This window comes from Acidimicrobiia bacterium (assembly GCA_016650365.1).
Taxonomy (GTDB): Bacteria; Actinomycetota; Acidimicrobiia; order Spongiisociales; family JAENVV01; genus JAENVV01.
In genome coordinates, this window is sequence record JAENVV010000114.1 from 1 (window position 1) to 13052 (window position 13052).

At 60.5% G+C, this 13052-nt stretch carries 11 protein-coding genes, 4 tRNA genes and 1 pseudogene; 3 read left to right on the plus strand and 13 right to left on the minus strand.

The window, feature by feature from the left end; genetic code table 11:
- Positions 1-700 (minus strand): annotated as a pseudogene (locus JJE47_06805) (SDR family oxidoreductase).
- 222 nt (positions 701-922) lie between these two features.
- On the minus strand, positions 923-1141 hold the full coding sequence (locus JJE47_06810) for a hypothetical protein (protein ID MBK5267132.1): 219 nt from the start codon (positions 1139-1141) through the stop codon (positions 923-925).
- 112 nt (positions 1142-1253) lie between these two features.
- Between JJE47_06810 and JJE47_06815 the strand changes: the two genes are divergently transcribed.
- Positions 1254-2459, plus strand: coding sequence for an FAD-binding protein (locus JJE47_06815; protein ID MBK5267133.1), 1206 nt, complete (start codon positions 1254-1256; stop codon positions 2457-2459).
- Positions 2460-2564: 105 nt separating this feature from the next.
- On the plus strand, positions 2565-2963 hold the full coding sequence (locus JJE47_06820; GenBank protein MBK5267134.1) for a nuclear transport factor 2 family protein: 399 nt from the start codon (positions 2565-2567) through the stop codon (positions 2961-2963).
- Positions 2964-3143: 180 nt separating this feature from the next.
- On the opposite strand, the gene phoU is transcribed toward JJE47_06820, so the two are convergent.
- The 7 genes from phoU to JJE47_06855 all read right to left on the minus strand — a co-directional run bounded on the left by phoU (position 3144) and on the right by JJE47_06855 (position 9610).
- On the minus strand, positions 3144-3833 hold the full coding sequence (gene phoU / locus JJE47_06825) for a phosphate signaling complex protein PhoU (GenBank protein ID MBK5267135.1): 690 nt from the start codon (positions 3831-3833) through the stop codon (positions 3144-3146).
- Positions 3830-4711, minus strand: a complete 882-nt coding sequence (gene pstB / locus JJE47_06830) for a phosphate ABC transporter ATP-binding protein (protein MBK5267136.1) — start codon at positions 4709-4711, stop codon at positions 3830-3832. Before pstB ends, phoU begins: the two co-directional genes overlap by 4 nt.
- A complete protein-coding gene (pstA, locus tag JJE47_06835; GenBank protein ID MBK5267137.1) occupies positions 4711-5991 on the minus strand; it encodes a phosphate ABC transporter permease PstA in 1281 nt (426 codons plus the stop codon). The genes pstB and pstA overlap by 1 nt, the downstream gene beginning before the upstream one ends.
- A gap of 119 nt (positions 5992-6110) precedes the next feature.
- The gene (gene pstC / locus JJE47_06840; protein MBK5267138.1) at positions 6111-7079 is read right to left on the minus strand and encodes a phosphate ABC transporter permease subunit PstC; all 969 of its coding nucleotides are present in this window, start codon (positions 7077-7079) and stop codon (positions 6111-6113) included.
- A 104-nt stretch (positions 7080-7183) separates the two neighbouring features.
- Positions 7184-8257 (minus strand): substrate-binding domain-containing protein, encoded by a 1074-nt coding sequence (locus tag JJE47_06845; GenBank protein ID MBK5267139.1) that lies wholly within the window; start codon positions 8255-8257, stop codon positions 7184-7186.
- Positions 8258-8633: 376 nt separating this feature from the next.
- Positions 8634-8732: transfer RNA gene (locus JJE47_06850), tRNA-Leu, on the minus strand.
- 455 nt (positions 8733-9187) lie between these two features.
- On the minus strand, positions 9188-9610 hold the full coding sequence (locus JJE47_06855; protein MBK5267140.1) for a carboxymuconolactone decarboxylase family protein: 423 nt from the start codon (positions 9608-9610) through the stop codon (positions 9188-9190).
- Positions 9611-9698: 88 nt separating this feature from the next.
- On the opposite strand from JJE47_06855, the gene JJE47_06860 reads away from it, so the two are divergent.
- Positions 9699-10895 carry an amidohydrolase/deacetylase family metallohydrolase gene (locus tag JJE47_06860; protein ID MBK5267141.1) on the plus strand — a complete coding sequence of 399 codons (1197 nt, stop codon included), beginning with the start codon at positions 9699-9701 and terminating at the stop codon, positions 10893-10895.
- Here the strand turns inward: JJE47_06860 and JJE47_06865 are convergent.
- From JJE47_06865 to JJE47_06880, 4 genes are all read right to left on the minus strand, one after another.
- The gene (locus tag JJE47_06865) at positions 10816-12510 is read right to left on the minus strand and encodes a hypothetical protein (protein MBK5267142.1); all 1695 of its coding nucleotides are present in this window, start codon (positions 12508-12510) and stop codon (positions 10816-10818) included. The two genes, JJE47_06860 and JJE47_06865, sit on opposite strands and share 80 nt — an antisense overlap.
- A gap of 189 nt (positions 12511-12699) precedes the next feature.
- Positions 12700-12771 (minus strand) — tRNA-Val (locus tag JJE47_06870).
- A 31-nt stretch (positions 12772-12802) separates the two neighbouring features.
- A tRNA-Cys gene (locus JJE47_06875) sits at positions 12803-12873 on the minus strand.
- A gap of 60 nt (positions 12874-12933) precedes the next feature.
- Positions 12934-13009 (minus strand) — tRNA-Gly (locus JJE47_06880).
- Positions 13010-13052 lie beyond the last annotated feature (43 nt).

Here is a 13052-nt window from a genome sequence, read left to right on the forward strand (position 1 = left end):
CTCATCCGAGCAAAGCCACACAACGACTTCAGCCATTTCGGAAGGTTCGCCTACCCGGGCCATCGGTGTGTTGCCGATGACGGCGTCGATCAGCTCGGGGTTTTCTTTCATGAAGCCGGCCACCATGGGAGTGTTGATCCTCCTGGACACAGGGCATTGAACCGGATACCCGAAGTTCCATAGTCAGCGACCGCCGTCTTCGTCAGCCCGGCAACACCGTGCTTCGAGGCGACGTAGGGGGCGATGTTGCCGAACCCTTTGAGGCCGGCGACCGAAGACGTGTTGACAATGGCGCCCTTGCCCTGCTTGAGCATCACTGGGATCTCATACTTCATACCGAAAAGACACCTGACAGATTAACGGCAATTACCCGGTTCCAGTTCTCGGTTGTCTGATCCGCAAGCAAGGTTTGCTCGCCGTCGATTCCCGCATTGTTGTGGGCATAGTCGAGGCGTCCGAATGCGGCCACAGTCTGGTCGACCATGTCCTTCACCTGCATCTCTTGGGAAACGTCAACCTCGATGAAGATCGCTTCCCCACCGGTGGAGTTGATGTGCTCTTCGGTGGCAACGCCACCCAACTTGTCAAGATCGGCGACCGCTACCTTGGCTCCGTATCTGGCGAAGGCGTAGGCCGTCGCCCTTCCGATACCGCTCGCGGCCCCGGTGACCAACGCCACCTTGCCGTTCATGTCTGGCATGGTCCCTCCTTCGTCGAGGGCTTGCGAGACGAATGGGCGCCTCGAATCCCATCGGTTGGGACTCCCCGACTATCGACATCGGAACATTGATCTCGGCCTTATACAAGGGGACAAGGTGACGAGCCAACTGGCGCCGCCCATCTCCAAGCCCGGATCAAGCAGAGACGGCCCGAGTTCGGGATCAGCACCTGGTAGGCACCCCGACAGCTGTTGGGCGGCCCGCTATCCGATCGCCTCGTCCTGGCGGGCAGCTTCGCCGTAAACCTCGGGGTTGAGAATGTCGAACGGGCGCTTCCCCTGGAGGAAACGTTCAATGTTGTGCACGGTTCGCAAGGCCATCTCGTCGCGCGTTTCGCGAGCGGCCGATCCGATATGTGGCGTCAACACAACATTCGGGAGATCGTAGAGGCCGGGCCGCGGACCCGGGTTGGGCTCGGGCACCTCCTGCCCATCGGTACACCACCCGGTCCAGCTCTGGGACACCAGGCGGCCGAACAACTAGCCGGAGCTTCTCGACCGCTCACAAACATGGCCTTCGAGGTAGTCTCGATGCATGACGGTGTGGTCCAACTGGGTAGGCAATCAGTCCTTCGAACCCCGCGAGGTTGCCACGGTTTCGACCGAGGCCGATATTCAACGACACGTAGCCAAGGCAGCCGCCGCACGATCCAGGGTCCGAACGGTTGGTACGGCGCATTCCTTCACTCCTATCGTCGAAACCGACGTTCTCCTCGACATGTCGGCGATGCGGGGCATCATCGACATCGACGCCGACCAAGGACTGGTGCGGGTGCTTCCCAAGACGACCATTGGCGACTTCGGCGAGCCGTTGTGGAAGCACGCCTTGGCTCTGGCGAACCAGGGTGACATCGACACTCAGGCAATTGCCGGTTCCGTTGCCACCGCCACACACGGGTCAGGCCGCCGCTTCCCGTCCTTCTCGGCAACACTCGAGGCAGCACGGCTGGTCGACGGGAACGGACAACTGGTCGAGGTGACCCGTCAGGCAAACCCCGACCACCTGGCAGCCCTGCAGACTTCGATCGGGATGCTCGGCATCATGACCGAGCTGACCATCAAAGTGGTCCCCGCCTATCACCTCCACGCCCGGACCGACATCATGCCGTTCGCCGAGGTGCTCGAAACGTTCGAGCGCGATATTGACATATACCGCCACTACGGGCTGTTCTGGATGCCGACCGACGAGTCTTCCCGGCTGTACAACATTGAAGGGGCCGGTGCCGACGACTGCGTCGTGAAGCGGTATCTCGAGGTCGACGCCGGCGCTGATATCAATCTCGGATCCCATGAGCGGATGGATCGTTCCTATCGGATCTACCCAATGGTCTACGACCCGAATTTCCATGAGGTGGAGTACTTCCTCCCGTTGGAACGATGGCGCGACATCCTGGTGGAAATGCGCCGCCTCATGCTCCGCTGGCATCCGCTGAGCATCTATCCACTCGAAATCAGAGTGGTGGCGGGGGAAGAGGCATGGATGAGCCCGAACTACCACCGCGACAACCTGGTCGTCTCGATCTCAGGCCAGCCCGGGGTCGACTACTGGCCATACCTGCGGGCCTGCGACAGTCTCTTCGCCGAATTCGGCGGCCGACCCCACTGGGGCAAGCTCCACTTCATGACGGCCGATCGCCTGGCCCGGTTATTTCCCCGGTATGAAGATTTCCTCGAGGTGCGACGCCAATTCGACCCGTCTGGCGTGTTCCTGAACGACCACCTCCGCCCACTGTTCGGGTAATCGGATTCCCGCTCATGCCCATGGCTGCCGTTACCCAGAGGCGACGCAACCGCTCCGACCCATCGATCATCAATGCTCTCGCACGAAGCGACAAGTGAGGTAAACATGTCAGAAGATGAGGAAGCCCTGATGGCATTGATGGTCAGGCACATCAACGCTTGGAACAACCATGACCTGGAAGCCTTGATGCAGCTGTTTGCCTCCGACGGAGTCTTCGAAGCTTCCGGCGGACCCGGCGTCGAAGGGCAGCGATTCGAAGGCGAGACGGCAGTTCGGGCGGCCTTCGCCTCGGTGTTCGAGCGAATGCCCGATGCGCACTGGGGAGGCGGGCGCCACCATGTGATCAACCCCGAATACTGCGTATCGGAGTGGACGTTGACTGGCACGCTGGCCGACGGGAGTCGACTTGAAGTGAATGGATGCGACTTTCTCACAGTCCGTAACGGTCTGATCAGACGCAAAGACTCGTACCGCAAGCAGCGGCCGCCTATTAATCCGACTTAACTGACTGAGCGTTTGGCGCAACTACGAACACCACAGATACCGCGGCCGCGTCGGGATCCGACACCCATCCAATGGGCTTCGAACCGTTTGCAGGCTAAGCCAACTGTCCCGACGAGGTGGCCTACGGGTGGGATTCAACCGAACCGTGGATCATCCCCGGCGGGTTCACCCGACGTCCTGTTAGTCGTCGCCGTTACTACCGCGCTCAGGGAAGCTGCTGAATTCTTGAAACTCTCCGGTCAGCAGAAACGCAACCTGCTCCGCGATGTCAACGGCCTGGTCGCCAACTCGCTCCAGGGCACGTGACACCATCAGCATGTGCGTGGCCCATTCGAGGAGCTCGGGATCGGGATGACAGTCCATGACCTCGCGGTGCATGTTGGCGTCTAGTCGATCGACCGGGTCGTCCATTACGGGAAGGAGCATGGCCAACTCCACATCTCTCTTGACAAACGAATCGAGCGCGGTTCGCACCATGGGGCGCACAGTGTCGGCCATCTCCTGGATGTGACTGAGGATGGTCTGGTTGACCGGCAGACCGGCCACGAGCTTGCCTATTTTGGCGATGTTGACGGCCTGATCACCCATCCGTTCCAGAGTGACCGTCATGTGAAGAATGACCGTCAGTAATCGAAGATCGCCTGCCATCGGCTGTTGCTCAGCCGTGACCCGCAGCCACCGCCGATGGGCATCCATGTAAATCTCGTCGATCTGGCTGTCACCCGCGATAACTTCGTCGGCCAGAACCTGGTTTCCGGTGGCGAGTGCATCCACTGCCTTGCCAACTCGCTGGCCCGCTAGGTCTCCCATCATCACGACAAGGTCCTGCAGATCGTCGAGCTGCTGATGGAACTGCTTGCGGACCATCATCCGAACCGCCCCGTGATGTAGTCCTCTGTTTCCTTCTGTTGAGGCCTGGTAAACAGGTCGCCGGTTGGCCCGAACTCGACAAGGTACCCGGTCCGCTGGCCCCTCTCGTTGACCTCAACCGAGAAAAATCCGGTGCGATCGGCCACCCGGGCCGCCTGCTGCATGTTGTGGGTAACGATGATGATCGAATAGTCCTTCTTCAATTCGATCATCAGGTCTTCAATGCGCAGCGTGGCGATCGGGTCGAGCGCCGAACATGGTTCGTCCATGAGCAGGACGTCGGGGCCCGGGGCCACCGCCCTGGCAATGCATAGACGCTGCTGTTGTCCACCCGACAGCGAGTAGCCACTCTCCGACAGCTTGTCCTTGACTTCATCCCACAGTGCCGCCTGGCGGAGGGCTTGCTCGACAAGGTCCTCCATTTCGGATTTCGACCCCTTGAACCCATTGATCTTGGCGCCCCAGGCCACATTGTCGAAGATCGACTTTGGGAATGGGTTCGGCTTCTGAAACACCATGCCGATGCTGCGACGCACTTGCACCGGGTCGACGTCACTGTCGTAGATGTTGCGCCCCCGGAAGTGGACGTCTCCCTCCACTCGGGCGGAAGGAATGAGGTCATTCATTCGATTCAATGCACGAAGGACCGTCGACTTGCCACAACCGGAAGGTCCGATCAGCGCAGTGATCTCATTCTTGGCATACCCCATGCTGACTTGTTTCACAGCCAGGAAGTCGCCGTAGTAGACGTTCAGGGCATTCGTTTGGATCGCATATTCGAGTAGACCGTCGGTGTAACCGGCGGTCTGCTGTCGGGCGCTCAACTCGGGCCCCTTGATAAGTGGCGGGTCCAGATTCACCTGCGTCTCGTCGGCCATCAAGCTCTCCTGCCGTAGCGGTTTCTGAGTATCACAGCGGTGGCGTTCATGATCAAAAGCATTATCAGCAGTACCAGGATGGCCGCCGCGGCTATGTTGCGAAACTCCTCCTGGGGGAACGTGGTCCACTGGAAGATCTGGATCGGAAGTGCCGTGTATTTGGAAAAAGGCCCGGTCGGGTCAGCGGTGATGAAACTGGCCGCCCCAGCGACCAGCAGCGGGGCGGTCTCACCGATCGCCCGGGCAACCGCCAGGATGACCCCGGTCAAGATGCCCGGAAGCGCCACCGGAAAAACCTGACTCCGCACCGTCTGCCACCGGGTGGCGCCCAGCGCCATCCCGGCTTGTCGAAGCGTGTCCGGCACTGCCTTGAGGGCTTCTTGAGCGCTAATGATGACGACGGGAAGGATCAACAGGCCGAGCGTGATGCCGCCGGCGAGGAGCGTCCTACCGTTATCGGCCGGCGCGGTCCCGGCGGAGAAGATGGCGCCCGAGGTGAGCGGTTCCAAGGTTCGGACGAGAACGGCCAGGCCCAACATACCGTAAATGATCGACGGAACCCCGGCCAGGTTGTTGATGTTCGTCTGGATAAACCCGTTGAAGCGGCCCGGTCGGGCGAACTCGACGAGATAGATGGCCGCCCCGATGCCGACCGGGACGGCGAAGAGCAACGTGATCAACATGAGCCAGGCCGACCCCAAGATGGCGGTCCGTACCCCGGCGATCTCGGGAGTTGCGTTGGCCCGGGTCGTCAGGAATTCGCGGTTCAACCAGGCTCGCCATTCGAACCGTACTTGATCGAAGCCGTAGTCCCCGAACCTTTCCGGCGCCTCGACGAAGAGCTTTTCGACGTCGGATTTGAATCCGTCGGGGTTGAGAAGGGATTGGGCCAGGTCAGCCGAAACAACGACGTCGGGTTCGATGACACGCTCCTGAACCAGCGTAAGGAGATCTGGCTGATCGCGAACTCCTCCGGTGCATCCCGCCGGCGGTTCGGAAGAGGCACACACTTCGTCCCACTTTGCCTGACTCTCAAAGATCAGGCGATCGGCGTAAAATCGCTGCTCACGTTCGAGGCGCCGTCCTACCCCACTGGAGACAGCTCCCTCCAACAGGGTGACGAGATCATCCTTCGATAGGTCGCCGAGGCTGGTCGTGTCGGGATCGAAACCGAGTCCGGCAACGACGTCCTCCGGATTGTTGGCGTTGACGATCGCCACCAAACCGAAGGAATCGTTGATGATGGTGTAAAGGAGTGTGGCGAGAGCCAGCACGGCCACCGTCAACAGGGCCAGAAACCCGAACTGCCAGGCCCGGGCTCTTCTGGTACGTGCGCTGAGCAGTTTGTCGAACTGCTCCCCGCGGGGGTAGAAGTCCTGCAGGTTGCTTTTCGTGGTACTCACTCGTAGACCTCCCGGAATCGGCCCACGAACCACCGGCTGAGGAAATTGAGTGCCAGTGTCATCAGGAACAGGGAGAGGCCGATGACAAAGATCGAGTTGTAGTCAATGGTGTTGTAGCTCACGTCTCCGGTGGAGATCCGTACGATGTGGCCGGTCATGGTCTCCCCGGACTGGAACGGGTTGAGGATGTACCCGAAGAGCGAATCCTGACCCAGGTGGAAGTTACGGGGGGCCGCGCCGGCCGCCAGCGCAACCACCATCGTTTCGCCGACTGCCCGGGACATGGCAACCACGAACGCCGCCCCAACACCGGACAGCGCCGCCGGAAGCACGATGCGGGTCGATACCTCCAACCGGGTGGCGCCCAGGCCGTACGCCGCTTCCCGGAGGGAATCGGGGACGGCATGCAAGGAATCCTCCGCCAGAGAGCTGATCAGCGGGACGACCAGGATCCCCACCACGATGCCGGCCGAACCAACGTTGAAGAACCCCACCACGTTCTGGCCGAAGATCGAACGCAGCCAGGGGGTCATGAAGGTGAGAGCGAAGAAGCCGTACACGACGGTGGGGACACCAACCAGTACTTCCAGGATCGGCTTGACGATGCTCCGGAACCGCTCCGACGCGTACTCGGACAAGTAGATGGCCGATGCAAGACCAATAGGTAGGGCGACCAGCAGAGCGATGATGGCCACCAGCATGGTCGAGAGAACAAGCGCCCAGATGCCGAACGAGTTGGGAGGCTGCCAGACCGTCCCGGTGAGGAACTCGCCAATCGAGACTCGATCATCCCGAAAAAAGAGCAACGACTCCTTGCCCAACTCGTAGACGATGCCGAAAGTTGTGACGATCGAGACGGCGCCGCACATAAACAAGATCCCGCGGATCAGCGTCTCGCCGATCCTGGGCTGTCTGTTCAGACCGGCCGCGCCGGCAGCCGGGTCGATGTGTGCGTCCGCAACCATCTCGATCTCCTAGGGGAGGTTCAATCTAGATTGTGGCCCGGTCGGTTTCACCCGACCGGGCCACGCTACCTTTGTTGTACGAACAGGTCATCCGAGGCCAGAAACTACCAACCCGCGGCCGTGGCGACGTGGGCCGCCGCCTCCTGTAGCGCCTCATCCGGAGCGGGGAAGTACCCAACCTTACCGATGACAGAATCAACGTTGTTCAGGTAGTAGGCGACGAAGTAAGCCACCTGTGGTTTCTCGGCGATGATGCCTGCGTCGGTGTACATGAAGAGCGGACGGGCCAGCGGGTACGTGCCTTCGTTGACGGAGTCGTCACCCGGCGCGACACCCTCAATAGCCACAGCCTGGAGCACGTCTGCGTTCTGCTTGTAGTACGCGTATCCGAAGTAGCCGATGGCACACGTCGTCGAGGTATCACCCTCGGTGCAGCCGTCCTCGGCAACACCCTTCACCGTAACGTTGTCGTCCTCTCCCACGATCTGGGCGATCGAGGAAAGAATCGGCGACACTTCGTCGTCGGGGAACACTTCTTCGTTGAAGTAGTCGAAGGTTCCCGAATCAGCACCAGGCGAAAACAGTGCTATTGGATGTGCCGGGAAGGCCGGATTGACATCCGCCCAGGTCGCACCCGAATTGGCCAGGGAGAACGCCGAAGCAAGCTCTTCTAAGGTCAGCTCGGTAGCGAAGGTGTTGCCTTTGCTGATGACGAGCGAGAGCGCATCGGTACCAACCCGGATTTCGATAGGTGTACGGCCGATCGATTCGCACGATGCGATTTCCTCATCCTTGATAGGGCGAGAGGCATTGGCGATGTCCGATGCCCCTTCAACGCAGAAGCGCTCGAAACCCCCGCCGGACCCGATCGAGTCGATCGAATAGCCAGGGCCGCCTTCGTCCTCCCAGAGGGACATGATCTCGGTCGACAGTGGGAAAACAGTCGAAGAACCGGCAATCGCGATGTCGCCAGAAGGCGCTTCAAGTGGATCGATCACGGGCAAACCCGCGAGAGGATCGGTGTCTGCTCCAGGGTTTGTCGTCTGGGCCGCCGTCGTCGGGGTATTGACCGCGACGGTCGTTGTTGTTTCGCTGCCCGCATCGTCACCGGCACACGCCGCGACGACCAGCATCAGAACAGCCGCTACAGCCAGGAGGCGGAAGGTTCGTAATCTCATGCGAGGTGCTCCTCAGTTCTCAATTACTCGTTTGCTTTACGGCCAGAAACGTAGGCCGCCCAGGTAACCCGCCCCTATCCTGAAAATGAACAGAAGGTGAACGGTTGTAATCAGTTTTTGCATGACCGCGACCGGGCAGGCCCTCGACCCGGTCCCTGGACGTCCGTAACCCCCGATGAGCGTCCTTTGACAGAGGGTGCCGCTCCAGGCTTCGACCGACTGGCTCTGGCGCCCCGAATTTGGCGTCCGCGAACGAAAAGCGATAACACATACGCGCACCAACTGCGGACCGGTGGGGACCAAACCGGAAAAACACGGCCGTTGCCACTCTCCCGAATACCAAGAAACCCCGCTCTGGGCGCGGGGTTTCTGGTTGTGGGCCGTGCTGGATTTGAACCAGCGACCTCTTCCGTGTCAGGGAAGAACAGGGGGTTTCGGGAGGCCTGACGGTAGTGGGCCAATCTGCCGAAATCCCTTGTGGCGCAAGGGATTTCGAGCCTCATCGACTCTGGTTGCTGTGCACCAGTTTTCATCGTTTCGCGGACTAAACGCGGACTAAACGCGGACTAAACGCGGACTAAAGCCGGTGCCGACGCGCCGATCCAGAACCGTACTTCCAGTACCTCACAATCGCACTCGTCGAACTAACCACCGGAGAAACCGTCGACACATACGAACGTGAAATCGCCATCCCCGACGAAGGCCAGCAGATTGCTGAGCGGTGCCTCAGGGCCGGGTTCCAAAGCTCACTGCTTTTGTGCCCCCAACCGGACAGTCGAATCGTGACCCTCGAGGTCGACGGAGGCGACAGCCGGACTCTCGCCCAAAACGCCACCACCGCAACCTATGCCCGCCCGATCTCGCAATGACCGGGAGGCTGTTCATCCAGCCGTGCGGTCGGAACGGGTGGGTGGCTTGGCTTGCGGCCTCCTACGATTCCCCGGGGAACCTATAGAAGAATCCGCCTGATGCCTGACGTTCGTCGTCCTCGGCAAGGACCTCGGTAAGCAGCATGTTGGCGTCGATCCCCCGTGGCATTCCGGCGTACAACGCAACCTGGGCGATAATCTCGGCGATCTGCCGCACCGTATATCCGAGGTTTCGCAACCCCTGAATGTACAGCTTGGCTTCGGGTTGGTAGCCCAACGCCACCATGGTCGCGAAGATCACCAGGGCCCGGGTCTTCAGGTCAAGCACCGGGTTGCTCATCACCGCCCCCTGGGCGGCAGCGATTGGCGCCATGGCCTCAACGGTTTCCGGCGTACGCGGGAACGGCGGCAGAAAATCAGGCCCCCAGATCTGACGAAACGTCGAAACGGCGGTTGGGTCATAGGTGATTTCATCTTGCGACATGGGCGGGACCTCCTCGTTTGGTCGTGTCTTCATCATACGTATGGCCACATCGGCGACCACCGACGACAAAGCCGGATATCCTCAACAGTTGAGGAGGTATACGTCGATGTACGACCTGGTGCTACGCGGCGGACGAGTAATCGACCCTGGCAACTCAATCGACGAGGCACTCGATATCGCGATGACTGGCGACCGGATCGCCCGGATCGCTCCGAACATCGATCCTTCCGAAGCCCGGCGATGGGTCGATGTCGGGGGGAAGCTGGTCGTTCCTGGTCTCATCGATATTCATACCCACGTATACCACCACGGCGCCCGCAACGGCCTCGATCCGGATCTGGCCGGAGTGGAGTCCGGAGTCACGACCCTGGTCGATGCCGGTAGCGCCGGGTCGGCAACGTACGAGGGCTTCCATCATCACGTGGTGACTCGCGCCAAGACCAAGGTGTACACCAATATCCACATCGCTCGGTATGGCATTGCTCATGTCCCCGAGGCGAACACGCTTGCCGACATCGACATTGATGCAACCGTTGAGACCATTTCGCGCTACCCGGAGATCGTCGGCGTAAAAGTACGGGCGTGCGGCCCGGTAGTTGAAGACCACGGTCTGGCCCCCCTGGAAGCAGCGGCCCAAGCCGCCCGAAAGGCGGGTGTGCGGCTGATGGTCCACATTGGCGACGCCAACTTCGGCAGATCAGCCGAAATCACTCGACAGCTACTCCCGCTACTCGAGGCCGGGGATCTACTCACCCATGTCTACACAGGAGCGCCGGGCAGGGTCATAGACGACCACGGCAAAGTCGTGCCTGAGTTGTTGGAGGCCCAAAAGCGGGGAGTCATCTTGGATCCGGCACATGGTCGGTACAACTTGAGTTTCAAGGTCGCCCGGTTGATGATCGATCAAGGAGTGATTCCATTCACGGTCAGCACCGACATCACTCGACCTGGGCGCGACATAGTCGGATCCATGACCCACACCATGGGCAGGTTCTTGGCATTGGGGTTCTCGCTCAACGACGTCGTCCAGATGAGCACCCACAACCCCGCCGATTTGCTCGGAAACGCCCACGAGATCGGCACTCTAAGCGAGGGGACAGTGGCGGATATTGCGGTACTGGAAGTCGTCGATGGCACCTGGTGGTTCCGCGACGGCGAGGGCGAATGGTTGGCTGGCAACCAGGCTCTCCGGCCGATCCTTACCTTCAAATCAGGCGACCAGATCTCCCCTGATTTCGGGCCGTTCCCTGGCGGGTGGCTCCCCGAGGTACAACGGCCCCGGTGAGGACGCCACGACGCAGGATTGGACCCATGTCGCCTCTCTTCCCCTCCCCCAATCCCTCGAAGTGTTTCACGCGGTTCCACGGATCAATTGTTCCTTTTCCATTGGCCGATGGTGGTGCCGTCAGCGGCAAGGGCAATGACGGTCCCCGATGGTCTCGATGCGTCGGTCCCCTGAATGGGAAACTGTCCGTAGCCGGCGATGGGACGTTGCCAGAGGTTGGTGCCGTCAGCGAGTTCCAAGACAACGACCGACGTTTCGAGTGGGACCGTACTCGCATGTTCGTCCCGCCCTCGCCACTGGAGCTGCCTACTTCGCCGTAGAGATACCCGGCTCCGAGCATACCGCCCCCCGATCCGGCTCCCCATTCAAAGATGCTTGACTCGAAGTAGTCCCGGTTGTTTGCGAAGATGAGTATCAGCCGGGTGCCATCGTCGATGGATCCGATGTGGATGATCGGGCCTTGTACTGATACCCGCCTCTGCCTTAGGTCGTCGATCGTCTGGAGGGTGGCTTCGGTGAACTCGGTGGAGGCGGTCGCCGCTTCGAGTTTCACTTCGGTGCCCAACGTTGACGTGTCAAATCGCGATTCGGGTCCTGGCAGCGGCTGATACATGAGCGGGTTCTGGTGGATGATCTCGGCATCTCCGAGCACGTCGTCCATATACTGTTGACTGATCGCCGCACCAATCGCCGGTGAATAACCGACCTGAATAAAGTCTCCAACGGCGAGGATCTCGGCGGCGACCGCTTCCGGGTTGGCACCCCTCTCAAGGGTGACCATCACCCGAGGGACCCGCTCGGGGACAAGAGGATCCGGTTCAGTCGTGACCGGCTCCGAGGTCGCCGGAATCTTTGCAGTGGTAGTGGGGGACTGTCGGGATGGGTCGGACGCGATCATAGACACGATGTCAAGTCCGTCCAGACGCAGGGTGGAGAGGGCGACAGACTCGACACCCGACACGTCGGCAAGGAGGCTCAGCAAACGGTCTGGCTCGAGGATCCAGGCTGTGACTTGAAGATCCCAGTTGATCGCCTCGACCGCTAGCTGCTCGAACTCCTCTCGGGGCACCGAAACCAGCCCGCGAGCTACTGCCAGGACCTCGGCGGGGTCCACGAACCGTCCTTGGACTTCGGAGAGGAGACCGGACTGCTCGATCGTCAGCACCGCTGCGGTCCAGGTGTCGGTGACCGATCCGTCACGGTCGATCAGGAACCCTGGCTGCCCCCGAACAGAAGTCTCGGTGATCGTCGCATTCGGGTAGGCGGTAGCGAGCCGCTCGGCGATCACATCGGGGTCATCCGAAACTTCTGGGCTTCGAGGCGGAAATATGGCAATCAACAACTCAGCAGTCGGGTCATACGATCCACCAGCCGGCACGTATTCAAGCACCGTACCATCATCGAGGAAGCCACACTCGACTATCACGAGCTTGAACCCGTCAGGCACCCGCGTCGGAACCGCGAACACAGACGGCAGAGCCGCAGACCCCACATCACCGGTGATCGATGGGATATCGGCCACCGGTGGAACCGAATCGCCTACCGGACGCAACCAGGCCACCGCCGCCACCGCCACGACAACCACCAAGAATCCCGCTATCGCCTCGGCTGACACTCTCGATGACCTCGTTTCCGGCCTTCGAACGGTTGCTTCCGGTGCCCCGAATTTGGCGTCCGTGAACCCAAAGCGATAACAGTTCGCGGACTAAGTGTGGACTAGGTGTGGACTAAACCCAAAAAACACGGCCGGTGCCACTCTCCCGAATACCCAGAAACCCCGCTCTGGGAGCGGGGTTTCTGGTTGTGGGCCGTGCTGGATTTGAACCAGCGACCTCTTCCGTGTCAGGGAAGCGCTCTCCCCCTGAGCTAACGGCCCTGGGGACTTACATTTCCGACCGAAGTCGGAGAGGCGACGCCCGGAATTGAACCGGGGTACGAGGTTTTGCAGACCTCTGCCTAACCACTCGGCCACGTCGCCATGTGGAGGCCGATGAGACCTCGTTTTCACATCGACCCTATCAATATCAGCCGGTCGACGTGGAGCGGAAGACGGGATTCGAACCCGCGACCTCAACCTTGGCAAGGTTGCGCTCTACCAGCTGAGCTACTTCCGCCTGTGCGCCGACATGTTAGCCCAACGGCACGACTCGTAAAGTC